The 25,749-nt window shown below is 37.2% G+C and carries 24 protein-coding genes and 1 pseudogene; 18 read left to right on the top strand and 7 right to left on the bottom strand.

Translation table 11 applies throughout. The features are described from left to right. Nucleotides 1-2: 2 nt before the first annotated feature. Nucleotides 3-536: a GNAT family N-acetyltransferase gene (locus ACFQIC_RS12545; protein WP_204709541.1), complete on the top strand. Its 534-nt coding sequence runs from the start codon at nt 3-5 to the stop codon at nt 534-536. Nucleotides 537-605: 69 nt separating this feature from the next. Here the strand turns inward: ACFQIC_RS12545 and ACFQIC_RS12540 are convergent, their stop codons facing one another. Then, the gene (locus tag ACFQIC_RS12540; RefSeq protein WP_204709540.1) at nt 606-1,475 is read right to left on the bottom strand and encodes a cation diffusion facilitator family transporter; all 870 of its coding nucleotides are present in this window, start codon (nt 1,473-1,475) and stop codon (nt 606-608) included. Nucleotides 1,476-1,693: 218 nt separating this feature from the next. On the opposite strand from ACFQIC_RS12540, the gene ACFQIC_RS12535 reads away from it, so the two are divergent. The 4 genes from ACFQIC_RS12535 to ACFQIC_RS12520 all read left to right on the top strand — a co-directional run bounded on the left by ACFQIC_RS12535 (nt 1,694) and on the right by ACFQIC_RS12520 (nt 4,213). Beyond that, nucleotides 1,694-1,903, top strand: a complete 210-nt coding sequence (locus ACFQIC_RS12535) for a hypothetical protein (protein WP_204709539.1) — start codon at nt 1,694-1,696, stop codon at nt 1,901-1,903. Nucleotides 1,904-2,065: 162 nt separating this feature from the next. After that, nucleotides 2,066-2,674, top strand: coding sequence for an NAD(P)H:quinone oxidoreductase (wrbA, locus tag ACFQIC_RS12530; RefSeq protein ID WP_204709538.1), 609 nt, complete (start codon nt 2,066-2,068; stop codon nt 2,672-2,674). Nucleotides 2,675-3,008: 334 nt separating this feature from the next. After that, nucleotides 3,009-3,254 (top strand): IDEAL domain-containing protein, encoded by a 246-nt coding sequence (locus ACFQIC_RS12525; RefSeq protein ID WP_204709530.1) that lies wholly within the window; start codon nt 3,009-3,011, stop codon nt 3,252-3,254. Nucleotides 3,255-3,370: 116 nt separating this feature from the next. Then, entirely contained in the window at nt 3,371-4,213 is an 843-nt protein-coding gene (locus ACFQIC_RS12520) for a M15 family metallopeptidase (protein ID WP_204709528.1), read from the top strand. Nucleotides 4,214-4,383: 170 nt separating this feature from the next. On the opposite strand, the gene ACFQIC_RS12515 is transcribed toward ACFQIC_RS12520, so the two are convergent. Further along, nucleotides 4,384-5,004: an NAD(P)-dependent oxidoreductase gene (locus ACFQIC_RS12515; RefSeq protein WP_204709526.1), complete on the bottom strand. Its 621-nt coding sequence runs from the start codon at nt 5,002-5,004 to the stop codon at nt 4,384-4,386. Nucleotides 5,005-5,106: 102 nt separating this feature from the next. Here ACFQIC_RS12515 and ACFQIC_RS12510 point away from each other — a divergent pair, with 102 nt between their 5' ends. Further along, nucleotides 5,107-6,402, top strand: a complete 1,296-nt coding sequence (locus tag ACFQIC_RS12510; protein WP_204709524.1) for an MFS transporter — start codon at nt 5,107-5,109, stop codon at nt 6,400-6,402. A gap of 322 nt (nt 6,403-6,724) precedes the next feature. Here the strand turns inward: ACFQIC_RS12510 and ACFQIC_RS12505 are convergent, their stop codons facing one another. After that, on the bottom strand, nt 6,725-7,084 hold the full coding sequence (locus ACFQIC_RS12505; protein ID WP_390217150.1) for a hypothetical protein: 360 nt from the start codon (nt 7,082-7,084) through the stop codon (nt 6,725-6,727). Between the two features lie 84 nt (nt 7,085-7,168). Continuing rightward, nucleotides 7,169-7,615: pseudogene (locus ACFQIC_RS12500) on the bottom strand (zinc dependent phospholipase C family protein); the annotation flags it as partial. 312 nt (nt 7,616-7,927) lie between these two features. Between ACFQIC_RS12500 and fumC the strand changes: the two are divergent. Continuing rightward, the gene (fumC, locus tag ACFQIC_RS12495) at nt 7,928-9,316 is read left to right on the top strand and encodes a class II fumarate hydratase (RefSeq protein WP_204709522.1); all 1,389 of its coding nucleotides are present in this window, start codon (nt 7,928-7,930) and stop codon (nt 9,314-9,316) included. Between the two features lie 111 nt (nt 9,317-9,427). Further along, entirely contained in the window at nt 9,428-9,631 is a 204-nt protein-coding gene (locus tag ACFQIC_RS12490; RefSeq protein ID WP_204709521.1) for a small, acid-soluble spore protein, alpha/beta type, read from the top strand. Nucleotides 9,632-10,045: 414 nt separating this feature from the next. On the opposite strand, the gene ACFQIC_RS12485 is transcribed toward ACFQIC_RS12490, so the two are convergent. Both ACFQIC_RS12485 and ACFQIC_RS12480 read right to left on the bottom strand, forming a co-directional pair. Beyond that, the gene (locus tag ACFQIC_RS12485) at nt 10,046-11,143 is read right to left on the bottom strand and encodes an ABC transporter ATP-binding protein (RefSeq protein WP_204709519.1); all 1,098 of its coding nucleotides are present in this window, start codon (nt 11,141-11,143) and stop codon (nt 10,046-10,048) included. 118 nt (nt 11,144-11,261) lie between these two features. After that, nucleotides 11,262-12,161 carry a PucR family transcriptional regulator gene (locus ACFQIC_RS12480; protein WP_204709518.1) on the bottom strand — a complete coding sequence of 300 codons (900 nt, stop codon included), beginning with the start codon at nt 12,159-12,161 and terminating at the stop codon, nt 11,262-11,264. 134 nt (nt 12,162-12,295) lie between these two features. On the opposite strand from ACFQIC_RS12480, the gene ACFQIC_RS12475 reads away from it, so the two are divergent. From ACFQIC_RS12475 to ACFQIC_RS12455, 5 genes are all read left to right on the top strand, one after another. Then, on the top strand, nt 12,296-12,568 hold the full coding sequence (locus ACFQIC_RS12475) for a metal-sensitive transcriptional regulator (protein WP_390217186.1): 273 nt from the start codon (nt 12,296-12,298) through the stop codon (nt 12,566-12,568). Nucleotides 12,569-12,732: 164 nt separating this feature from the next. Next, nucleotides 12,733-13,131, top strand: coding sequence for a ferritin-like domain-containing protein (locus tag ACFQIC_RS12470; RefSeq protein WP_204709516.1), 399 nt, complete (start codon nt 12,733-12,735; stop codon nt 13,129-13,131). A gap of 107 nt (nt 13,132-13,238) precedes the next feature. Next, nucleotides 13,239-14,375, top strand: coding sequence for a DUF445 domain-containing protein (locus ACFQIC_RS12465; protein WP_204709515.1), 1,137 nt, complete (start codon nt 13,239-13,241; stop codon nt 14,373-14,375). 85 nt (nt 14,376-14,460) lie between these two features. Further along, on the top strand, nt 14,461-14,820 hold the full coding sequence (locus tag ACFQIC_RS12460; protein WP_204709514.1) for a YlbF/YmcA family competence regulator: 360 nt from the start codon (nt 14,461-14,463) through the stop codon (nt 14,818-14,820). A gap of 142 nt (nt 14,821-14,962) precedes the next feature. Beyond that, nucleotides 14,963-15,733 (top strand): enoyl-CoA hydratase, encoded by a 771-nt coding sequence (locus ACFQIC_RS12455; RefSeq protein WP_204709513.1) that lies wholly within the window; start codon nt 14,963-14,965, stop codon nt 15,731-15,733. Between the two features lie 722 nt (nt 15,734-16,455). Here ACFQIC_RS12455 and ACFQIC_RS12450 read toward each other — a convergent pair. After that, entirely contained in the window at nt 16,456-16,641 is a 186-nt protein-coding gene (locus ACFQIC_RS12450; RefSeq protein ID WP_204709511.1) for a YhzD family protein, read from the bottom strand. A 139-nt stretch (nt 16,642-16,780) separates the two neighbouring features. Between ACFQIC_RS12450 and ACFQIC_RS12445 the strand changes: the two genes are divergently transcribed. The 5 genes from ACFQIC_RS12445 (at nt 16,781) to ACFQIC_RS12425 (ending at nt 25,120) form a co-directional block, all read left to right on the top strand. Beyond that, the gene (locus tag ACFQIC_RS12445; protein WP_204709509.1) at nt 16,781-17,680 is read left to right on the top strand and encodes an ABC transporter ATP-binding protein; all 900 of its coding nucleotides are present in this window, start codon (nt 16,781-16,783) and stop codon (nt 17,678-17,680) included. Beyond that, on the top strand, nt 17,673-18,932 hold the full coding sequence (locus ACFQIC_RS12440) for an ABC transporter permease (RefSeq protein WP_204709507.1): 1,260 nt from the start codon (nt 17,673-17,675) through the stop codon (nt 18,930-18,932). The genes ACFQIC_RS12445 and ACFQIC_RS12440 overlap by 8 nt, the downstream gene beginning before the upstream one ends. A 1,396-nt stretch (nt 18,933-20,328) precedes the next feature. Then, nucleotides 20,329-21,576 carry a metallophosphoesterase family protein gene (locus ACFQIC_RS12435; protein ID WP_204709505.1) on the top strand — a complete coding sequence of 416 codons (1,248 nt, stop codon included), beginning with the start codon at nt 20,329-20,331 and terminating at the stop codon, nt 21,574-21,576. Beyond that, nucleotides 21,573-24,479, top strand: coding sequence for an ATP-binding protein (locus ACFQIC_RS12430; RefSeq protein ID WP_204709503.1), 2,907 nt, complete (start codon nt 21,573-21,575; stop codon nt 24,477-24,479). The genes ACFQIC_RS12435 and ACFQIC_RS12430 overlap by 4 nt, the downstream gene beginning before the upstream one ends. A gap of 74 nt (nt 24,480-24,553) precedes the next feature. Then, nucleotides 24,554-25,120 carry a GbsR/MarR family transcriptional regulator gene (locus ACFQIC_RS12425; protein WP_204709501.1) on the top strand — a complete coding sequence of 189 codons (567 nt, stop codon included), beginning with the start codon at nt 24,554-24,556 and terminating at the stop codon, nt 25,118-25,120. Nucleotides 25,121-25,749: the final 629 nt, after the last annotated feature.

Genomic DNA, 25,749 nt, shown 5'->3' with positions numbered 1-25,749 from the left:
AAATGGCACAAGTGAGAATCGCTCAATTTGAGGATGCTGAACAAATTGCAAACATCCATATCCAAAGTTGGAAGTCTACATATAAAGATTTAATTGATGAACAAGATTTGAGTAATACCACGCTTGAGAATCGAGTGGCATTGTGGGAAGCCATTTTACGCACTCCTATTAATGGACAAATCGCTTATGTTATTGAGAGTAATGATGGACAAATTATAGGCTTTGTTTCAGGTGGAAAAGAACGAACCAAAAATTATAGCTACGATGGCGAAATTTATGCCATTTATTTATTAAATAAGCATCAGCGTATGGGTTATGGAAGTATGCTCTTAAATACTTTTTCTAAAGCTATGAAAGAATCGGGATATCAGTCTTTACTAGTGTGGATCCTGACTCATAATCCTTCTGTGAATTTTTATGAAGTTCTTGGGGCTAAACCTGTGGAGGCTGAAGAGGTTACCATTGGACAGGGTACATATGAAGAAACAGCCTATGGGTGGGGGGATATTAATGAACTCATAGAGAAATTCAATTAATAAAAAGGAAACAGCCGTAAACCTTCCTAAAGGAGATTGTTTATGGCTGTTTTTTTAATAGATCCTTTATTATTCTTCGTAAGGTTCAATATGAATATGAGCATAAAAAATATTTAACCGTTTTTCTAAGATCGCTTCTACCTCGTCTGTAATTGTATGAGCTTCCTGAATGGTGATTTGTGGATTTACGTGGATAGTTGCCTCTACTAATTTTCTGTTTCCTTGTAATCGGCCTTTTACATCTTTTACTACCCACACGTTAGGGTGAGCTTCAATTAAATCACGAATCGATTCAATTTCGTTTTCATCATATCCATCCGTTAGACGATGACTCGAATCAGTGAAAATATCCCATGCAGTTTTACAAATAATTATACCAACGACAAGACCTGCTAGAGGATCTAGCCAGAAAACGCCTAACTGAGCACCAAAAATACCTACTGCTGCTCCTATACTTACTAGAGCATCCGATCGATTATCCTGTGCAGCTGCGTATAAGGCATTGCTATTTACTTTGGCTGCTAATTTTAAATTATACCGATAGACCCCAAACATAATAATCGCTGCAATCAAGGCAGTCCATGCGGTTAATAAGGCAGGTTCATTCGCTCTTTGGTTAATGATGTCCTGGAGTGTACCGAAAATAACTTCTAGGCCAACCGTCATCATAATAAAAGCAGCAATTAAAGAGGCAATTGTTTCGGCACGAAAATGCCCGTAATGGTGGTCTTTATCGGGAGGTTTTCTGGAAATTTTCAAACCAATTAATACGGCAACTGAAGCTACAACATCTGTGGTATTGTTGAGACCATCAGCTCTTAGTGCTTCTGAGTTGCCAATGGAAGCAATGAATAACTTTGAAATTGCAAGTATTAAATAAGCAATTATGCTTACCCACGCTCCACGCTCACCTTTTCGTAAGTTTTCATATTCACCCATAATACGTTCCTCCACTCCGTAACTTAAAGCATGGTATAGCTTACCAAATCAAACCCAATTGGGTCTAGAGAAAAAAAGCTATCCTCATTCACATCCCTTGAGTGAAGTAAGTTTCTTTGCATTCACTCAACTTATTTAGGGTTAAAGGATGGGGAGTTGGGGTACACATCTTATAAGTTATTGTCATTTTCTTATATTGACCAGAGAGGGGATTAATTATGATCCAAGAAAAGATCATTATTGAAGGTGATATCAAAGGAATGAGGTTTTCAAAGGCGATGAGCCTTGCTTATGACCCCGATCAAGCAACAATTGAAGAGTCAATTATTAATTATTACAACAGTCAGGTGTCTTCCTTTGAAGAACTAGCTATTGAACGAGGTTGGCAGGATGCTTATTGGACGTACCCGACATATATATTGATTTAGTTATTTGAACCTTACTTTAATTAGTAGAGTCTATTTTTGGTGTAAAATCCTAAGGTCAACTTTTCTTTATTCATTGTGATGGATATATAGAAAGATGAATTAAGTGATTTTTATGTGGTTAGAATAAGATGAAGGTATTGATATAAAAGGAGAGATTTATGAATGGCAAATGTAAAATTAGCGATCATTTATTACAGTTCAACAGGCACGAATTACAAAATGGCTCAGTGGGCTGAGGATGCAGCTAAGGTAACTGGAGCAGATGTTAAGTTAGTTCGTATACCTGAACTCGCGCCAATGGAAGCAATTGAACAAAACCCAGCGTGGAAAGAGCATTATTTGGCCACAAAAGATCAGGTTCCTGAGGCAAAAGTGGAGGATTTAGACTGGGCTGATGCATTTATCATTAGTTCTCCTACAAGATTCGGAAATCTACCTGCCCAAACCAAGCAATTTATTGATCAAGCCGGTGGTTTGTGGGCTGAAGGAAAGCTTATGAATAAAGTAGTTAGTGGGATGACTTCTGCACAAAATCCACACGGTGGTCAAGAAGCGACACTTCTTAATTTATATACAAGCATGTTTCATTGGGGGGCAATTGTAGCTGCACCAGGTTATTCTGACAACGCTATTTTCTCAGCGGGTGGTAACCCCTATGGGACAAGTGTAACTGTAGATGGAGAGGGGAATATGAAGGAAGATGTAGAGGGAGCGGTTCGTCATCAGGTGAACCGTACCTTGGATGTGGCTAGTAAAATTCTAAATGGTTAATAATGAAAAGCCATCATATTAAAAAGAGAGCTAATCACCTGAATTATAGGAGGTTAGCTCTCTTTAAGGTCTTAAAAGGCTCTGTATAAGGGAGAAAACATTTTGTGAAAGCAGAATTTTTATATACTATTCACGGTGAAAGATTAGTGCTAATTATTTTCAGAAACTCCTCAATTTAGCTGGCAGGGTTGAAAAAATAATTTTTTTACTTAAAAAGGCTTCATAGAGGTTTAGAACTTAATTATTTGGGAAATATATAACTAAATATTCAGAATATTATTGCTAAATGGTTGGAAATACGGCATAATGGAAAAAAGCAATAGGGGGTATTCTCATGAGAAAGCAAAAAAAGCTTATATATGTGCTGCGTCGTGATCCTGGATTTAAAAACCGTGAAGTCACTGCCAAAAGAGAATTGTCCTTTGGGATTAAGCTCGCCTCAAGACTGCTTCTAGACGAACTAAGTTTTCAGTTTAATAAAGACAGATTAGATGATGAAATAAATACTGCCATAGAGAATAATGATCGTGATGAATTCGAACGCTTAAGCTTGAAATATCAACATTATACGTGGGATTAGGGGAAAGGTGGTGCTGCTCATTTTGTTGAGTAGCACTTTTTTTAAACTTTGTACATCCACTTCTCATCAATGTTATAGTTGATAAGACTATTCTACATGTGGGAAGGTATTTATTTATGAAAGAAGTAAGATTAGCAATAATTCTTTTATCATTGAGTCTATTCTTAGGTGCTTGTTCTTTAGATGATTGGACAAATCAAGCCGATGATTCTGAGGAGTCACCGTCTGAAGAGGAACAGGTAGAAGAACAAGAGAAAGATGAAAATGATGAACAACAACAAGAAAATGAGCAGATAAGTGAAGATAATGAAAGCAATAATCCGAATGCTTATGCCAATGAATTAGATGAAGAAGTGGATGAAGATGGATTAACGATAATAGAAGAACCTGATATTAAGGAAGTTGTCGTCAATAAAGATCGGAAGTTACCTGAAGGATACGAACCTGACGAGTTAGTTGAACCAAATGTACGTTTTCCTTTTGAAGAAGATCACCCAAAGAAAATGATGCAGCCTAAAGCTGCGAGGGCATTGGAGAATTTATTTGCCGCAGCAAACAAAGAAGGCTTAGGATTATATGCAACTTCCGGTTACCGCTCTTATGAGACTCAACAGCGAATATATGAAAACAATGTGGCTGAACGGGGTCAAGAGGAGGCGGATAAATTTTCTGCTCGACCAGGGACAAGTGAGCATCAAACGGGGCTAGCAATGGATGTGACTTCTGCGGAAATGGAATTTAAACTGGATCAGTCGTTTATTAATACACCTGAAGGCAACTGGCTAGCTGAGAATGCGCATGAATATGGTTTTGTCGTTCGTTATTTGAAAGGCACTATGGATATTACAGGTTATGAATACGAACCGTGGCATTTGCGATATGTCGGAACCGACTTATCTACACAAATACACGAAAGTGGTGGAACTTTAGAAGAATTTTTTGGTTTTTATCCGCAATAAAAAAGAAGTCTCCATTAAGTAGTTCAGTTTTGAGGTGCAAAACGCAAATTGCACCCCTTAACTGAACTGCTTTTTTTATATGAATTTACAACCGAAACTACAGTGAATGGAGAGAATTGTTTTATAATGGGCATACGTTTGAAAAAGGATGTTTCGTTTCAGGCTATAGATTAATAACTTAGACCAACACGTGTATTTTGGTACCCAGGGTTTATAAGTTCTTTAAAAGCAAATAAAGCAGTATCTTCAACTGTGATTTTCTTACCATCTAATGGTAAGAAAATTTCCTCATGACGAACTAGCCCCTTTGATTCTCCATCAGGCAAATAGGTCGGACATAAAATCACCCAATCCAAAGTACTCTTAACTAACAAGGTATATACTTTCGCGTGCTCTTCGGCAGCAAATGTCGAGCGACGTTTTGATTCGCCAGACTGAAATCTATATTTGTCTTTTTCAAACCGACTATTTAGTATTCCAGCTGTTCCAACTGTAATGATCCGATTTATTCCATGTTCATTCATACCATCAATAATAAGAGGGGTAGCTTGGGATAATGTGAATGTTTTGTCCGTACTCAAAGCACTGAATACGAGGTCACATCCTTGTAAGGTTTGTTCGATACTTTCTTTGTTCGTAGCATCTCCTTCAATTAAGACAGCTTTACCGATCACCCTCTTAGCCTCTTCTTTATTTCTGACTAAAGCTTGTACTTCATGTCCTTCCGCTAGTGCAAATTGTGTGACACGTGAGCCTACTCTACCGGTTGCACCAAAAATAGCGATTTTCATTTAAAAGACTCCTTAATTTTTAGAAAGTTATAATATTTGCTCTTTTTTCCCGACTTATTTGATAAGCTAACCACAAGACCTTAAAGAGAGAGGAGAACTCTTATGAAAAAGAAGCCTGTTATGAGCTGGATTTTATATGACTTCGGCAACTCAGCTTTTGCAACAACGATGATGGCTGCCGTTCTTCCGATTTTCTATTATGATGTAGCTGCCAAAGGGCTGAATGAATCGTTAGCAACGAGTTATTGGGGTTATTCCCAATCCATTGCTGTTTTAATCGTAGCCATTTTAGCACCGATCTTAGGGGCAATTAGTGATTATTCAGTAGCCAAGAAACGATTTCTCATGTTTTTTGCATTCATGGGTATTATCGCAAGTGTTCTATTAGCGTTTGTAGGTGAAGGTGACTATCTTCTAGCATCTGGTCTTCTTATTGTTGGAACGATTGGTTTTTCTGGAGGAAATGCGTTTTATGATGCTTTTCTACCAGAGGTTTCTGATGAAAAAAATATGGATAAGGTTTCTTCATGGGGATTCGCATTTGGTTATATTGGCGGAGGCATTCTCCTTGCGATTAACTTACTAATGATCATGAAGTATCAATGGTTTGGTCTTCCTAATACGTTGGCTGGGACGAGGTTATCATTTATTTCTGTTGGAATATGGTGGCTAGTCTTTTCTATTCCTTTATTTAAAAATATCGTAGAAGAGAAGAAACAACAAACGAAAAGAACTCAGTCTTACGTAAAAATCGGGTTTAAACGAGTTGGGAGCACGTTAAAGGAAATTAAGCGGTATAAGCAGTTATTAATATTTTTAATAGCTTTTTGGCTTTATAATGACGGGATTTCTACCATCATAAAAATGGCCACTATTTATGGACGGGATATTGGAATTGATAGCAACTCTCTTATTATTGCTCTATTAATCACACAATTTGTTGGCATTCCTTGTACATTTTTCTTCGGATTTTTAGCGGGAAAGATTTCCCCGAAAAAAGCATTGTCTCTCTCCTTATATATATACTTAGCTATTGTTGCTCTTGGTTATTTTATGACTTCCGCGCTTCACTTTTACATGCTTGCTATTTGCGTAGGGATTGTTCAAGGCGGTGCTCAATCTTTGAGTCGTTCGATCTTTGGGAGAATGGTTCCAGGTGACCGTCATGCGGAGTTTTATGGATTTTACGGAGTTTCAGCGAAATTTTCTGCGATATTTGGACCTTTTGTTTTTGCGCTTGTTGGTCAGTTAACAGGGTCTAGTCGATTGGGAATATTATCTTTAGTTGTATTTTTCATTGCAGGAATTATTTTATTGAAATTTGTAGATATCGATAAAGGGCAAGAACAAGCGAGAGCCCAAACTGATTCTGACTTAGAAACCGTGATCAAAACATAAGAAAAGTAGATGAAATAAATTTGCAAGCAAAACATTGGAATAAGGTTAGACACGGTTAAAACATGAATTCTTTGTGATAAACATTACTCTAAGCTGAAAGGATCATGTCTTTTCACCGTGTTAGGCGTTTGATAGTATGCGATTTTGCACGAATTTGTGATACTAAATCAAGGGGAATCTGTTGGAATATAACCGGATTAAGTTGATCATCATATAGGGTGTTGCTGCTGAACGATGTAACATGTTTCACCGTTTACTGATGAAAGTGATAACGTATTATATTTTAGCTTTCTTATGGATTAATATAAAAGATATCTGCTTTTCAGATAATAGGTTCACTATAAAGGTTATCCAAATTTCTAGATAAAGGCAGACCAGTGTCGTAAGAGATGTGATCTAATAAAGTACTAACTTGTTTAAGATTCACTGTTCCGTAAGGATTCCAATACTCGAGGATCATCTCAAAAAGCGAAGAAGCTTCTTGTAATGCATCATTGTATAACTTCTCAAAAGATAAGTTGCTTGGAACATTTGTTGCGGAATGCTTCCATTCTCTCTGTTTTGTATTCAAGTAGTCGATGTTTTTATCGAGTGGTTGGTGTGAAAAGGACGAGACCATACTTCCAAGTAACTTATTTTTCCAGTGATAAGGATCAAACAAAATAAGTTGAGCCCACTTCATATCTCTAAATGATTTCTCAACAAAACCGTGAGGCAGTTGCTGGACAGAAAAATGATTTTCTATGCAAGGACTTAACCAGGAAGAAATAGCTGCTCTTTCCCTTTTAGTTAAACATATTTCCTTGTGTACACGAGTTTTCCAAGTATATAAATTACGATGTTTTTCAAGCATTATTGTATCGATGGCAACCTCAAGTGCTTGATGTTTATTTCCTTCATATCCAGATTTATAGTGAATGTAAGGGTGTGTCGCTCTATCAAGTATATGATGACTAACAAAACCTAAAATGTAGGTTTGTGAATGATTTTTTAATAATTGTCCGTATTCAATAATATCAAGTAAGAAGTCTCCACATTTTTCTTGATGTAATTTCAGGCCGATGTCGTTTACACCTTGATCGCTAATTTTCGGCCAAAAATTGTAGTAAAAAAAAGGATCCGGTCCTTGAGCACCAAGATAAAGAAAGCGAGAAGAGGTAGTTAAAAGATCTTCTCTTTTAATTGTATGGCATAGATCTTCAGCAAATAATATATGTGTCCATATATTTGGTATGTTCTCACCCCATTTATATGCAAAAAAAAGAGCCTACCCAGGCTCTTTTTTAAAACATTTACCCATTGGAATAGAATTAAGCAAAAACAGTTACAGTTCTCCAAACTTCCTTAACGGTGTTTCGGACAGTCTGTTTCTGCCTCCTTTCTAAATGTTACCCTCATGTTACATTAAATTCTGAAAAATGTAAATAGTTTGTTTATTATTTTTTGAAATCGTTTAATGATTGTTTGTAAGAATATTGATACAATTGAAAATGGAATATAAGTGCACATAAAGGGAGGAATCTTCATGGACTATCGAATTGAAAAAGACACACTTGGTGAAATTAAAGTACCAGGCGATAAGTACTGGGCAGCACAAACTCAACGAAGCAAAGAAAATTTTCCGATCGGTGAAGAAAAAATGCCAACGGAAGTAATTGAAGGATTTGCTATCTTGAAAAAAAGTGCAGCTTTAGCCAATTTTGAATTAGGTTTATTAGAAGAAGAAAAGGCAAAGGCTATTGGCCATGCAGCCGACCTAATTTTAAAAGGTGAGTTAGCTGAACACTTCCCTCTAGTCGTGTGGCAAACAGGAAGCGGAACACAATCTAATATGAACGTGAACGAAGTGATTGCTTACGTGGGGAATGAATGGCTGACTGAACAAGACAGCACCCTACGACTTCACCCAAATGATGATGTCAATAAATCACAAAGCTCAAACGACACATATCCAACAGCAATGCACATTGCTTCTGTGCGAAAAGTCGAAGAAGTACTATTGCCAGCTGTTGTACAACTTAAGCATACATTAAAAGAAAAAATGGAAGCGTTTCAGGACATTGTAAAGATCGGCCGTACGCATTTGCAAGATGCTACTCCACTTACACTGGGGCAAGAAATTAGTGGATGGCACCGTATGCTTGAAAAAACGGAATCAATGCTCGTTGATAGCACGAAGTACGTGAAAGAGTTAGCTATTGGAGGAACAGCGGTTGGAACTGGTTTGAATGCTCATGTTGAGTTTTCTGAACGAGTTGTTAGAAACATTAACAATGAAACATCTAATACCTTTATTTCTGCACCTAACAAGTTTCATGCGTTAACTTCCCATGATGAATTAGTACACACACATGGAGCTATAAAAGCTTTAGCGGCTGATGTCATGAAAATTGCAAACGATGTTCGCTGGTTAGCAAGTGGACCACGATGTGGAATAGGGGAAGTAACTATTCCTGCTAATGAGCCAGGCAGCTCTATTATGCCTGGAAAAGTAAACCCAACCCAAAGTGAAGCGATTACGATGGTAGCTGCTCAAGTCATGGGAAATGATGCAACAATCGGATTTGCAGCTAGCCAGGGGAACTTCGAACTAAATGTGTACAAGCCAGTTATTGCTTATAACTTTTTGCAATCAGCACAACTGCTGGCTGATAGTCTTGTTTCTTTTGATGAACGTTGTGTTAGAGGGCTTGAACCTAATCATGAACAAATTGAAAAAAACTTACGCGATTCCCTTATGCTTGTGACGGCTTTAAATCCACACATTGGTTACGAGAATGCAGCAAAGATTGCTAAAACAGCTTTTGAAAAGGATCAGACACTTAAAGAAACAGCAGTGCAATTAGATTTATTAACTGAAGAACAATTTGAGCAGTACGTCGATCCAAAAGCTATGACCAAACCAAACGCTTAAAATACTGTTAGCCATTTTTTACCTCCATGTACCTGTAATTACCAGTTAAATTCTGTGATAAAAACAATGGTGAGTGATCATACTATAATTACACACAGGAGGTGAGACAACATGGCTAACAACAACAGCTCAAACGAGTTAGTAGTACCTGGTGTACAACAAGCTCTAGACCAAATGAAGTTTGAAATTGCACAAGAATTTGGCGTTCAGCTTGGTGCTGATTCTACTTCCCGTTCTAACGGTTCTGTAGGTGGAGAAATCACTAAGCGTCTAGTACAAATGGCTGAACAACAGTTCGGCGGACAAAGCAAATAAATATGAGTGAAGGAGGAGAAAGGGTGCGCCCTTTCTCCTTTATTTCACTCTAAAACGGAAAGCGTGGCTTTATTTATAGGGCTGCGCTTTTCGTATTTTATTCTTTATTGTACGATTATCTAATATTCACCTAAAGGGTGGTGGACAACAGAAATGTTTATCCCTCACAATAAATATGTTTAGCTAACTTAAAAAGTGCTTAGGGAAAAGTGATCATAGAAAAACGGATCGCATTCTTACATAGTGATATTGTAATCCCAATCTATCTGGATTGCTTTTGCAAATGCAACTTGCTTGCCATTTTAATTGCAATCATAAAAAAGTAGTTCAGTTGAGGGGTACAATTTGCATTCTTGTACTTCGATACTGAACTACTTTTTTAAAAGTGTTGCTTTTTATTTATCTTTTTTTAATTTAGCGGATGCGTTTTTCGCTTTGAACATCAAAGAAGTGTACTTTGTTCATATCAATTGCCAGTTCAATTTGGTCTCCACCGTCTACATCAGAACGTGAATCTACTCGCGCAATAAACTCTTGATCATTTAAACGTGAGTATAGATAAGATTCAGCCCCCATTAATTCTGCAACTTCTATGTCAACGAGGATTTTTTTGTCAGGATTGGCATCAATGAAGAGCTGCTCATCATGCATGTCTTCAGGACGTATCCCTATAATAATTTCTTTTCCGATATAATTTTGGTCACGTAATGTTTTGAGTTTTCCTTCAGGGATAGCGACTTTTACGTCACCTAACTCTAAGTGTCCTTCGCGAAGAGTACCTGTAAAGAAGTTCATAGCAGGTGATCCAATGAATCCGCCAACAAACACGTTATCTGGTTTATCATATACTTCCTTTGGAGCTCCTACTTGCTGGATCAACCCATCTTTCATAACTACAAGACGAGTAGCCATTGTCATCGCTTCGGTTTGGTCGTGGGTTACGTAGATTGTAGTTGTCTGTAAACGCTTGTGTAGTTTTTGAATTTCTGCTCTCATTTGAACTCTTAATTTGGCATCTAGGTTGGAAAGCGGCTCATCCATTAGGAAAACTTTCGCGTCACGTACAATGGCTCGTCCTAAAGCTACACGCTGACGCTGACCTCCTGATAGCGCTTTCGGTTTTCTATCTAGTAAAGCTTCCAGACCTAATATTGATGCAGCGTTATTTACTCGGTCTTCAATTTCCTTTTTATCCATCTTGCGTAATTTAAGACCAAATGCCATATTATCGTAAACGTTCATGTGTGGATAAAGCGCGTAGTTCTGGAAAACCATTGCAATGTCCCGATCTTTAGGTGCTACATCATTCATACGTTGTTCGTCAATAAGGAAGTCTCCGCCTGTTATTTCCTCTAGACCTGCGATCATACGTAAAGTTGTTGATTTACCACACCCTGAAGGCCCTACAAATACGACGAATTCTTTATCGTTAATATGTAAATTAAAGTCTTCAACGGCTTTCACTGATTTGTCATATACCTTTTCAATACGATCTAGCACTATCTCTGCCATGTATAATTCCTCCTATTTGAAATCGCTTTCTTTTATCTGTCCTTAGTTTAGCGAAATTTAATATATAGGTAAATGGACAGACTGCACAAAGAATTTTCTGACTCTTTGTGCAGTCTGATCATAGCTTTGAATGTAACAGCAGTAAATATACGATAGCAGCCTGATCGAATTGTTTAACGTCTACACCTGTTTTTTCAATAAATTTGTCGACGCGATATTGTAAGCTGTTTCTGTGCATAAACAAAAGCTTAGAAGCAAGCGTAGTGTTGGAACCGGCCTCAAGAAAGACTCGAATGGTGCGGAGAAGCTCTTTATCTTCCTCAACTTCTAGTAACATTGATTGTTGTAAAGAGGTAAGGTCTTGATCAGATAAAGCATTGATAAAAACATAAGGGATAACTTCCTGAAATTCTACAACCTTGCCTAGTTGATATTTTTTGGATAATTCGAAGCATTTATAGGACCAATTGTATTTCTCCTGACACTTGCTTAAATCATGAATATCTTCACTGATGAAAAAGTGCATTTTTGTATAAAAATCACTAATTAGAACATCAATTACGTTATCAAAAGAGATAGGTTCTTGATCCTCCCCGAGAAATTCTTCAATGATAATTCCTTCGTAATCATTTCGCCAAATAAGCGGCATTTTTCTAGGGAAAAGGGATTGCAGAGCTTCTTGAAAGGAGTCAAGTTCGAGCATTGAATCAGATAAAGAGAAAAATATAAATCGAACTTTATTAAGGTTTTCAGGCAAAGTAAGATGATTTGTCTTTCCTTCTAAAAATTCTTTCCATAAACGTTCTTGTTTAGTTAGCTTTAGTTCATGAGTATCGATTGGTTGTAGAAATGTAGATAAAAGGTGTATCTCACGATCATTGATTTCATCATTTTCAATACCGATTGTTTGTTCATCCTGCGTACGAAATAGTTTATATGAATTTGTCGGCAATCGATCATAAGGCCCTATTACGATTAAAGAAGGATAATTTAGTTTTAATTGGTTAATAAGTGACATAGGATACTTCCTTTTTTTTATGAAATTTACTATTATGATAAGATAAAGCTTAAATAAAACTATATTATAATTTAGTATACATGATGTTTAACTGCCAATTAACCTTAAATTAGGAGGAAATCAACGTGACAGATGTGAAAGATAAATACGAATACAACCAAGAAACTAAGAATCGTCTCAAGAGAATTGAAGGCCAGGTACGTGGAGTTTTAAAAATGATGGAAGAAGATAAAGAGTGTAAAGATGTTATTACTCAACTTTCAGCAGCTCGATCGGCTATGGATCGCGCCATTGGTTATATTGTAGCGAAAAATTTGGAAACTTGTATTAAAGAAGCGGAAGAAGAAGGGGGATCAGCTGAAGATCTCATTAATGAAGCGGTGAATATGATTGTAAAAAGTCGGTGATTTGGGGAGAAGAAGCATTTTTTAGTAAGTAGTATAGTTAGGATGCAAAAATCAAAACCAAAGAGGTATACGAATTCTTAATTAAGAATTCGTATACCTCTTTTTATTATTGTCATAATTAAGACAAGCTTCTTCATACGTATAAGTGTGAGGAGGTCATAACGATGCAACATTTTTTAAGTATGTTGGAGAACGCAATTGAAAATGAATGGGCGGCTAATGAGTTTTATCAGCGATTAAAAAGAGATACAGATAACAAGATATTTAAGGATTACATTGACCATGCCGAAGAAGACGAAGCTAAACATTATTACATGTTCCAGAATCTACATTGCCAACTTACAGGGGAATACCATCGTTTCGAACCTACAAGAGTGGAGTATGATTCTTTCGAGGAAGGTGTTATTCAAGCTCAACAAGATGAGTTTGAAGCTGCTGAAATGTATCGTGAAATGTTATTTATGATTCCTCATCCATCGGCTTATCAACCTCTTTTTATCGCCATGACAGATGAACTGGAACATGCTACCCGATTTGGAACGATATATGGTCGGTTAAACTAGGAGCTAAAGATCACCTAATGAAGGTGGTCTTATTTTTTTGGATTGGCGAAGCAACTTTAATTGTTCTATAATTGGATTCAGTTCTTTGTTTGAAGAGAGGTTAAATTATGAATTCAATTGTATTAATTATTTTAATGATGGTTATCGGTGCTGCGATCGGTGGAATTACTAATTCATTAGCGATTAAAATGTTATTTCGTCCTTATAAGGCGATTTATATCGGTAACTACCGACTTCCCTTTACACCGGGATTAATACCGAAACGTCAAAAGGAATTAGCTAGACAACTGGGACGAATGGTTGTTGATCATTTGCTGACAGCAGATGGATTGAAACGAAAAATCGAAGGACAAGAGTTTCAAAATGAGCTAACTAATTTTGGCCAAAGAGAAGTTGAAAAAGCATTGTCACATCAGGGTACTCTTCCTGAATTATTGCAAGACTACGACATACATTTGGATAATGATAACGTTAAACAATCCGTGTCAACCTGGGTGGAAAATCGCTTTGAAGTATTGATGGATGATTATCGTCACCAAAAATTAAAGAATATTATATCTGAAGAAGGTCAGCATAGAGCAGAAAACGGTGTAGATCAACTGGCGGTATATATTCAAAACAGAGCTCATCTATATCTAGAGAGTGCTGAAGGAAAAGAAAAGGTTGGAGCTTTAATCGATGATTACTTAGATAATCAAGGGTTTTTGGGTAACATGATTCAGTCTTTCATGGGGTCTGAGCGCGTGATTGATAAAGTACATCCTGTTATTTTAAAGTATGTCTCTACTGGAGAAACTACAGAATGGTTACAGGCCATGCTTCAAAATGAGTTGACATCAGCGCTTGAGCAGCCCATTAGTCATTTCGAAGATCAGATAGGTAAAGATACGATTTCTTACGGTTTAGGTCATGCTGTCGCTAATGCATTACCAATTGAGCAATGGCTGAATAAATCTGTAGCTGATTGGACGAAGCCGCTTCAGTCTAAAATCATCTTGGATGTGGTGCCCGCACTTGTGCCAAAAGCTACAAGTTTGATTGCCTCTAAAATTGAATCGATGATGGAGTCTATGCATTTATCAGAAATTGTTCAAGAAGAAGTTGAATCATTCAATGTTGGACGTTTAGAAGAAATGGTCTTGGGCATCTCTCGCAGAGAATTTAAGATGATCACGTATCTCGGTGCTTTACTTGGTGGAATGATTGGACTTTTACAAGGATTTCTTGTGCTTTTCTTCGGATAATTCCTATTCCTATACATGACGAAACATGTTTGTTATAGTGAGAAAGGAGTTTAAAACTCAACTATTTAGGAGGTTCATTTAATTTATGGCTAACATGTACGATCATGCATATGATCTTGAAAAAGCAATTCGCAACAGTGAAGAATTTACAGGTTTGAAAGATGCTTATGAAGCAGTAATGGGCGACGAAGAAGCTAAGAAAATGTTCGAAGATTTTCGTCAAACTCAAATGACACTTCAACAAAAGCAAATGCAAGGCGAAGAAATTTCTGAAGAAGAGGTTGAACAAGCTCGCCAAGTTGTAGAAGTCGTTCAACAACACCCTCAAATTTCTAAGCTTATGGAAGAAGAACAACGTCTTAACACTGTAATTAATGATATTAGTAAAATTATTACAAAACCTCTTGAAGATCTTTACGGTGAACCGGAAGAGCCTCAACAGTAAGTTTATAATAGACATTGGGAAAGCTGCTCATTATGGGCAGCTTTTTTTTATCAAGCCCCTTGGAGAATTCTGTTAGAAAAAGCAGGAAAGATTTATACTTTGACGAATTGAATGATTAAGTACAATCTATAGGGGGATATCCATGAGTTTTTTTGAAATAGTGAGGAATGGACCAATTGTTCATGTGAAGTTAGATCGTGGTAAAAAATATAATGCGCTACATGTAGAGATGCTTCGAGAGTTCGCCGATGTAGTTAAAGAAATTAAAAACAATGATGCGCAAATTGTTGTGTTATCCGGTAAAGGTGATGGTTTTTGTGCGGGTGGCGATATCTCTATGATGAAGGATGTAAATGATCCTAGTGTTTATAATCAAGTAATGGACGATATTGAAGCAATTGTCACCGGGTTTTATACGATGCCTAAAATGGTAATAGCAGCTCTTCATGGGCCAGTAGTGGGATTAGGCTTGAGTATAGCATTGTCTGCTGACTATTTAATGGCAGATGCTAACGCTAAGTTATCCATGAATTTCATTGGTATAGGACTTGCTCCTGACGGGGGAGGTCACTTCTTTCTAGAACAGCGATTAGGTACACATCGTGCCAAACAATTTGCGTGGCAAGGTGAACAGTTAAGAGCAAAGGAAGCCTTTGATTTTCAGTTAATTGATTTGGTATGTGATGAGAATATTCACCAGGAAGCGGAAAAGTTAGCTCATAAATGGAGTGAACGACCTATACAATCTATGATTGCCACAAAGAAAATATATAATGAATATAAGGTAGATCAGTTGGTTCAATATTTGGCTAAAGAGAGAAAGTCTCAGTGGAAACTTCGAGAAACATTTGATCATCAAGAGGGAGTACAAGCTTTTATTGAAAAGCGTACACCACATTTTAAAGGTGAATAAAAATTTGTGATCACACTGGGAAGTATAATTATAGAATTAAAACTGTAGGGGTTTTATGCTACAAAAGTAAATACAAATATGTAATGACTTGTTCTTAAACGAAGCAGTTATCTGTAATAAATGGTAGGGCCAGAATCAGGGTCTGGCCATTGAGAGTAGTAGGGAAAGAGACTCAGGTGAACGGTTGAAACCACTGAAAAAGTCTTTAAAATAAAGGGAGGGAATACCTACTAGATATTGGTGATTCCCTTCCTGTTTTTTTATGTTTTGTTTGTATGTTTAGGACCATAAATAACAAATAAAAACTCTTGGTGTTTTACAATTTCTTGTTAAAATAAAGCCTCAGATTGTTTAATAAAAGAATGGCAGTTCCGTTGCTTTTTATCGGAGAATGAGGTCCGGGAAACCACTCGCTTTCCGCGGGGAAGACGGCAATCCTCCTCGATTGATCTGTAAATTCAGAAACGGTCTTCACAAGTGGTGATGGCGAGTTGTTTCAAAGTCACCATATACCTTATACGGTAACGAACACCCATGACCTCGGAATTGAGTCTTCAACACTCCTTCACAGGGGGAAAATAAGAGACCAAATCATATGCGATTTGGTCTGCTAATTCGTATGTTTCTCCACCTAAACGGAACTACTTAGTTTACGGACTACTCTTTTTATTTACCTTTTCAGATTTTGCGACTCAACCGTATCTGTTATTCTTTACACCACATTACCTATGAAAAAGAATAAGACGTCCTTCAGGTGCCACACATCGGTGGGTATATTCAGAAAATCCTTTTTCTTCTAGCTTATCTTTTCCAATTTGTTTTGCTTCTGACTCATTGTTAGCTTCAAATGTTTCATCAAGTACATTGGTGCCATTTTTTTCGAATACAGTAAGATAGTATTTTTTCATGGAAGACCTCCCTAAGATGAATGGTGACTCATTTTATATATTAGGCAAATACATGTAAAATTCCTGCTTGATTTAAAAAAAATGAAACAAATGCTAAAACTTTCTCGTATTAATAAAAGAAGAAGGAGGAATTTATACCGTGACACTTAAATTACATAATGTAACAAAACAATTTGGTTCATTTACTGCTGTAGATGATTTATCGATTGAGATCCCAGAAAGACAAATCTTCGGTTTTCTAGGAGCAAATGGAGCAGGAAAAACGACGACATTTCGTATGGTCCTTGGATTAATTGAAGAAACGAGTGGGGATATATCTTGGAATGAAGGAGACATTGGTTACGATCAAAGTCATTTGATTGGTTATCTTCCAGAAGAGCGTGGGCTTTATCCTAAGATGAAAGTTCAGGATCAGCTTGTGTATTTGGCTAGGTTAAGGGGCATGAATCGTGTGGAAGCTATATCAGAAATTGAATATTGGTTAACTAAATTTAAAGTACCTGAGTATCAAATGAAGAAAGTAGAAGATCTGTCAAAAGGTAACCAACAAAAAATTCAATTTATATCAGCTGTGCTTCATAAACCGAAACTCCTCATATTGGATGAACCATTCTCTGGGCTTGATCCAGTAAACGTTGAAATGTTAAAGGAAGCCGTGGTGGAACTAAAAGAAGCAGGTACATCGATTGTATTTTCTTCCCACCGAATGGAGCACGTAGAGGAACTTTGTGAGCATTTATGTATTTTGCATCACGGTAGACCTGTAGTCCATGGCAAACTGAAAGATATTAAACGCTCCTATGGTAAGAAAAATGTTCGCGTAAGTGCAGAATTTGATTTGCAATTTTTGAAGGATATTCCAGGTGTTACAAAATTTAAATCCTACGGAGACAGTTGTGAAATACAAGTAGAGAATGAAGATATTTCTCAAAAAATCTTTGCAGAGTTAAGTGGACGTGGATTTGTTCGGACATTTAATATAGAAGAGCCTTCATTGAATGATATTTTTATCGAGAAAGTTGGTGCTTCCTATGAATAAATTTCTAATAATGGTCGCCCATACTTTTAAATCACGTGTGAAATCTAAATCGTTCATCATTACAACTATCGTTACTCTCGGTCTCATTTTTCTAATTAGCAATATTCAAAGTATTATCGAAACGTTTGATAGTGGTAATAACGGTGAGGCTAGCCCCTCAGAAGTTGCTGTTATTAGTGACAATGAAGATTGGGCCAACTTGTTAGGCGAATCATTATCAGCTCAAGCAAACTTTTCGGTGGATGTGAATGAACAGTCTGTTGATGAGGCAAGAGAACAGGTTGAAGAAGGAGAGTATGATTCTGCTGTTGAGGTCTCAACTGGAGAAAATAATCTCCCAGAAGCTACGCACTATAAAGGAGAAGATACATCATCTGCTAATGGTGAAATCGTCCAACAATCTTTACAACAAATGAAAATGGCGATTGCAGCGGAAGAGGCACAAGTGGATCAAGCGACACTTGAAGCGATCAATACCCCAGTAGAATTTAACACTGTTTTGTTAGGTGGAGGTAGTACAGAAGAAGAAATGGAACAGACAAGAGGTCTCGTTTATGTCATGCTATTCCTACTTTACTTATCGGTTATGATGTATGGCAGCATGATTGCTACAGAGGTCGCAACAGAGAAATCTAGTCGTGTTATGGAAATCCTTATTTCTAGCGTTTCTCCTGTATCACAAATGTTTGCTAAAATTGTTGGGATTGCCTTATTAGGTTTGCTGCAATTTTCTCTAATTCTAGGAGTTGGCTACGTAGGTGTTCAGCAAAATGCTGAAGAAGGATCTTTTTTGGAAGGGTTTGGTCTTGGTACAATACAATTGGACATCATTGCATTTGGTATCCTGTTTTTTATACTAGGTTATTTCTTGTATGCAACTTTGGCAGCCACTTTAGGTTCCCTTGTCAGTCGTTTAGAAGATGCTCAGCAAATGATTGCTCCTATGATGTATTTGATCATAATAGCATTCTTCATTTCTATTTTTGGTCTGAATGCCCCTGATAATATGTTTATTACTGTTACTTCATATGTTCCATTTTTTTCACCTCTTATAATGTTTTTAAGAATTGGAATGTTGGATATACCAGTTTGGGAGGTAGTTCTATCAATTGCAGTTTTGGTTGGTTCTATTCTTCTTCTAGCCCTTATAGGTGCCCGGGTTTATAAGGGTGGTGTTCTGATGTATGGAAAATCTTCATCACTAAAAGATATTAAAAAAGCGATGCAGCTATCTAAAAAAGAAAATAAATAATGTGTTTAAGTAGTTCCGTTTCGGTGTAGAAACTTACGAAATAGCATACGAATTAGCAGACCAAATCGCATATGATTTGGTCTCTTATTATTCCTTGTTATATCAACGATGATCGGTATTTAACATATAAATTAGCATACAAAATCAGAGATTGTGCTTGAATTCGAGATGTTTGTGTGAATGTAGGGGCTGCGGGAAAAGGTTCGCTTTCCATGGGGCGGGCGCTGAGCCTCCTCGGACTTCGTCCTGTGGGGTCTCAGCTGTCCCGCACATCCCATAGGAGCCTCACCGTTTTACCATATAAGTGTCTCGATACCACTTCAAGAAAAGGCAGCCATTCCTAAGTTTGCATGCAAATCTTGATAGCGGGCGGTCCCATTAAAATCCTTCATATAGAGAGGTTCATTGCAGTAGAAGCAAAGAATGGGTGGCTAGGAAATGGGGAGATTCCCAAGCCACCCATTCGATGTGTGAGAAACGAATCCCTTTCCCAGAGGGCTATCTTCCACTATCCGTGCCCTACTGCCATGAGTCGTCTTCTGTGTTCGCTACACCATATGGAACAAGTGTGCAGTTGCAAAATCTCTTCTATGAATAGCCTACAATTTGAAGAACCAATTACTGAGGTTTCCGTCTGCCTCACAATGGCAAGGAGGGCCGGGAAATCGCGAGCTTCCACTTTAAAAGCGGAGGCGCCTTGGTCAGCGGCGTAAGGACTAGACTGAGCTGTCGGAGATAAAGGAAACACGAAGAACATCGTGATTCGATGTTGACTTATCGTACAGAAGCGAGGAAAGTCTCACTAGCCGCTAGGCGCCGGAGTTGGATAACGCCCGATAGGATTGATGAACTAGATTTAGCCTTCATCCTTATAAGGCGTAAGGGCTATAGCCCGAGGAAGCTCGCCACACGCCCACGGAAAGCGAGTGGTTTCCCATCCCCCATGCTCCGATGAAAAGTAACGGAACCGCCATTCTTTTATTAAACAATCTGGGGCTTTAGTTTAACAAGAAAATAACAAACAAAAACGCTTGGGGCATAAAAGTCCAAGCGTTTTTGTTTGTTATTTCACCTGTTATTCAGATTTTCTCCACGGTATCAGAACTACTTATAATGTGTGCAACTCTTCTAATAGGAAGAGGGGGATTTGTGTTATTATGTGCGGTTTTGGGGAGGAACTGTATGGGTAGCTTAAGTGACTTATTATGTTTATCCCCGTTTTTTTCACACTATTTTTGCATTACTTTCTTATATAGAGACGCTTGTGACATAAAGAATTAAAGGACGCCTGGCTTATGCGAGTCGTGTCTTCAAACGCGTTTTCACGTATTATATCGAACGTGCATTCGTGAATTTTGTCTGATAAAATAAAAGGATAGTAGGGAGGGGGAGTATAATGCGTTCATTACGTTTCATACATAGTGCAGATTTACATTTAGATAGTCCTTTTAAAGGGAAAAGCTATCTTCCTGATGAGTTAAAGGAACAGCTCCGTGCTTCCACTTTTGAGGCTTATGAGCGGTTAATTAATCAGGCTATCCACCATCAAGTCGATTTTGTTTTAATTGTGGGTGATTTATTTAATGAAGAAATGAGGAGTTTAAAAGCCCAAGTCAAACTTCGTGAAGGATTTCAAAGATTAGAACACTATGGGATACAAGTGTATGTAAGTTATGGCAATCATGATTATATCCGTGGAGTTCACTACCCAATTTCTTACCCGAGCAATGTACATATTTTTAAAGATGAAGAAGTAAGATCTCTCCCGTTCTATCGTGATGATCGATTGATAGCGAATATTTATGGTTTTAGTTATGAACAACGCTCAGTAACTGAAAACAAGGCTCAATTGTACAATAAGCAGGGAGAAGCCGACTATCATATTGCTATGTTGCACGGCAGTTTAGAGACAGCTCAAGCTAGCCATGATGTATATGCTCCGTTTACCATGGCAGACCTCGTTCGGAAGTCTATGGATTACTGGGCTCTAGGACACATTCATAAACGACAGCAATTATCTGATTTACCACCTGTCATTTATCCTGGTAATATTCAAGGGCGATCATCTAAAGAAAATGAGGCTAAAGGATGTTACCTTGTGGAATGGAAGGGCGATCAGTTTGTTCCTTATTTTTTACCACTCCATAGTTTCATTTATGAAAATGTTGAACAGATTTGTAAAAACCTTAAACATCCAGAAGATTTAGAAGCACTCCTTGAAGAAGCAAAGCAATCGATTATTTGCGATTCTCCCATTCTTTTAACTATAACTCTTAAAGGGGATCAAGGCTTGCTTGAAAAATGGAAATATGAAGGTGTTTTAAAACAGTGGGTAGAGATCGTCAATGAACGTGAAAACATAGATCAAGAATGGATATGGATTGACCAGGTTTTTATCGAAGATCAACCATCGTGGAACGAGAGTGAGCTGAAAGCGAGTGCACACTTCACTGGAGAAGTTCTAAGGAACTTTGATAACTTATCTAATGATGATATCCAGGATTACATGGCTCCTCTATACAAACATCGCAGGGCTTCTAAACACTTGAATGATTTTTCTGATACAGAACAGCAGGAGATTATGGAGTCAGCCAAATCTCTAGTCATTCAACAATTACTCAAGGGGAAGGAGGTAGATTCATGAAAATTTTATCGTTTCATATTTACGGATTTGGTAAATGGAAAGATTATTCTTTATCTTTAGCTGAGCAACCAATGAATATAATTATAGGAAATAATGAAGCGGGTAAATCAACCATTCAACAATTTATATTATTTATATTATTTGGCTTACCACCTAAAAAAAGAGAGTTCTTCCAACCGAAAACAGGAGGAACAGTTGGAGGACGACTTGTCCTGGAAACTAAGGATTATGGAGAAGTTGTCGTGGAGAGAATTCATGATCGTAATCAAGCGGAAGCAGTTTGTTGGCTGGCCAACGGGGAAAAATATGAAGAGACGTTTCTAAGGAAATTACTAGGGGGATTGTCACGATCTGTTTATCAATCCATTTATAGTTTTAATGCAGAGGATTTAAATGACCTTCAGCAATTAACAGGGCAAGAGTTGGGAGAAGTTCTCTTAAATATTGGCCTCACAGGATCTGACCAAATTTATCAAACAGAAAAATTTCTAGAGAAAGAACTAGAGCAGCAGTTTAAACCAAAAGGTAAAAAACCGAAACTTAATCAAGAATTGCAAAGTTTAGATAAGTTATCGACCCAACGTAGTGAGGTAGAAAAAAATGTTGGTGATTATCAAAAGGTTGTGGAAAAAATCAACCAATTGAATCAAGATAGTGTTGAATTAGATGAATTAATGGAAAAGAAGAGGTTAATGTACTATAGTTACTCACAAATAAAGAAAGCTATCCCAATTGTTCAAGAGTATCATCATGTGAAAAATAAAGATAACTTTGATTTTTCCTTCTCTTTCCCAATGAACGCTAGGGAAGAAATGCGTCAATTTCAAGAAAAAATTCTCCCTTTAGAAAGTGAACAACGGTCAATCGAAGAGGCTAGAAGAGAAAAAAGTGAACACTTATCATTAATTAAGCAAGAGCAGCAATCATTTTCAGAAGAAGATATCCACGAAATATTAAATCATCAACCTACTTATGAACAATCTAGTCTAGAATATCAAAGGCTGAAGAAGCAGTTAGAACATACAGGTCGAGAATTGAAAAGCGAACTTTCTAATTTAGACATTCCTATCGACGAAGATAGTTTAATGGATTATGATTTTCCTTTTTACTTAGAGGAGACGTGGAGAAGTTTAAATGAAGAGATACGTCAACTTAATCAAGAGGAATCCCAACGAATTGATGAAGAAAATATACTTAAGCAGCAGTATCAACAAACCGAAAGACAGATTAGTGATTTAGAAAAACAAACAATTGGTGATGATGAAGCTTCTGAAAACAGTGAACTAATCGATCGGTATATTCATTCAAACAACGATAGTCATCAACAAAAAGAAGTACCTAACTACTGGAACAAACCTTATCTTATCATTACACTAGTTGTCATGGCTGGCATGCTTTTATCTATACTTACTTCGAATATTTTTCCGGTCTCTTTAGCTATATTTACTAGTATTGGTGTTATCAGCTATTTTTATAGCAAGAGCCCATCATATAAGCAGGGTGAAGCCCCAATTTCAGATAATCAACGCACAATTACAAAAGAAATGTATACGAAAGCTAGGCAACTGTTGCAACAATATGAGCAGGCTAAAGGGGAACTTGCTTATTTACGAGAGTATAAAAAAGAACTGGACCAAAAAGATAGTAGAATCATGCAACAAAAAAAGAAGATAAACGAGAGCAAGAAAAGATTAGATGAAATAGTGCAAGAGCAATATCGACTATACCCATTTTTAAAAGCGATTAAAGTTGTACATTGGGAAAAACTTTATCACCTTTTAAAACAGCTTAAAGATAAGCAGAGGGTTGTGCAATCAAATCGCGATGAAATGGACACTCTTGAAAAACGTATGGTTGAAATCGAGAATTTAATTGTGAGGTTTTTTGATAAACAAGATTGGAAGAATACTGAAGAGCTTACTAATGATAAATTTTTAAAAATTTCGGATTTCTATCATCGTCAAAGCAAATTACAAGAAGAACAAGGTCATTTGAATCAAGAGCTCTCTATACTAAACGACCAGAAAGAACGAGTAAAAGAAAAGGTGCAACCAGTTCAGATGATGAAAGACCAACTGTTACAATCTGTGGAAGCTACAGATGTTGAACAATTTTATAGTAAGTTAGATAGGCATGAAGAAATAAAAGAGAGACAAAAACAGGAGAGTACCCTGAAATCTCAAATTCATATGATGTTGAGCAAGAAGGAACAGGAAATGTTCAACGTATGGTCTGTTTCACCAAATGAGAGTGAGATTTCTTTCCAACTAGAAAAACAAGAGCAAGACATTCAACAAGTGAATCTAGAACAAAAAGACTTGCAGCAGGAGCGGGCAAATTATAGCCATAAGAAAGACCAACTTGAGAGTTCTGATCACCTATCATCTTTGAACCATCAATATGAGCTGGACCGTGCTCAATTTAATGAACAGGCGAAGGAATGGGCAACCTATAAGATAGCTCTAGATGTATTAGAAAAGACGAAAGAGATCTATCAGAATAACTATTTACCGCACGTACTAGAAGTGGCCAAGCAATATTTTCGTAAAATTACGCTTGGAAAATATGTGAATTTATATTTAGATCCTTTACATCAAAAAATTATGGTTAAAGATTGTAATGAGTATCACTACACGACGGAAGAGTTATCGAGAGGTACGGCTGATCAATTATATATTTCTTTACGCTTGGCCCTAGCTAAAACGTTGTCTTCTGACTTTGCTGTTCCTTTTCTTGTTGATGATGCATTTGTACATTTTGATGAAGCTCGTTTATCTATTATGCTTGAGATCTTTAATGAACTGTCGAGCAGTAATCAAATTTTGTTATTTACGTGGAGGAAAGACTTACTAACCAAAATAGATCGTCCATATGCTAAGTCTTTTCAACTAAATGAGGGATAAGGTCGCAAATCTGTATTATTAATGATAAAATGTTGGCAGATTAAATCACGATGTAGTGAATGGAGGGTGGCCCTTTGCCAGAACAAGTAAATCAGGATTGGGTGAAATATCAAAATACAATCGAACAATTTATCCAAGTTATCGCTAAGAATATGAGTTTATATGGGGTTACGCCGTCCATTGGCCGACTATATGGTGTTCTTTATTTTGCTGAAGAAGCAATGACTCTTGATAACATGCGAGAGGCACTTGAGATGAGTAAAACGAGTATGTCTACAGGAGTTCGTACACTTTCAGATATGAAGATGGTGGAGCCCTCATTTAAAAAAGGCATCCGTAAAGATTTATATAAATCAGAGGAAGATTGGTATAAATCGTTCACCTCTTTATTTGGCAGTCGATGGAGACATCATACGGAGACGAATATTGAAGAAGCGGACGAAGCGATTCAAGAACTCCTGAATCTTAGGGAACATACAACTGATGAATCGTTAAAAGAAAAAATTGAAATGGATATTGAGCGGCTTGAGTATGCTCAAGATTATTATCGATGGCTCATGCGGTTTATCTACGTTGTAGAATCTGGAGAAATATTTGAGTATGTTCCTAAGATTAAACAAACCAGAGGAAAGAAACAATAGAAAGTAAGACTGTTCCGGTAATTCATCATTATTAGGTGAGGCTACGCGTGGGAGCAGTCTTTTTTTATGATTTTTTTTAATTTTAGGCTCATGTTAAATGTTAGTTGCCCGAGTTGAGGAAAAAATTCATTCAACCATCGAGCAGTATTATGGAAAAAGAGTTGTAAAAAAGAATGATTCCATTAGTAAAGACAGAGGAATGGGAACGGTGTGACCGCTTGAAAGAGTTGACACAGTTTTTGCTTATTAAAATACACACTTTTTTCCATTTAAGGACTGCCCTTTTATTTGTAAGAGTGTGTATGATCGTCTTAACAATCATACAACCATTGTTACTCTTATCAATATCCACGAAAAGACTAATAGTTATGCACATTGACGAAGTTGTGCTTGTTGCGCTAACTTAGCAGGATTGTTGAAGACTCGACTCGGATATGACTGTTTGGATAAAGGGGCGGTGGGGAAGGAGTCGCTTTCCGTGGGCGTGCGCTGAGCCTCCTCAGGCTGGCGCCTTCCGGGGTCTCATCTAACGATGACGTACAATAGTCTGTGTAAGTAAGTTTTAGGCTTAAAAAAACAAGGTGGGGTATCCTTAATGTTAATCACCACAAAAAACATTTAAAGGATGT

It is taken from the genome of Halobacillus seohaensis, from assembly GCF_042663045.1.
GTDB lineage: Bacteria > Bacillota > Bacilli > Bacillales > Halobacillaceae > Halobacillus_A > Halobacillus_A seohaensis.
The sequence above is the reverse complement of the archived record's forward strand: the minus strand, read 5'-3'. Positions and strand labels throughout refer to the sequence as shown.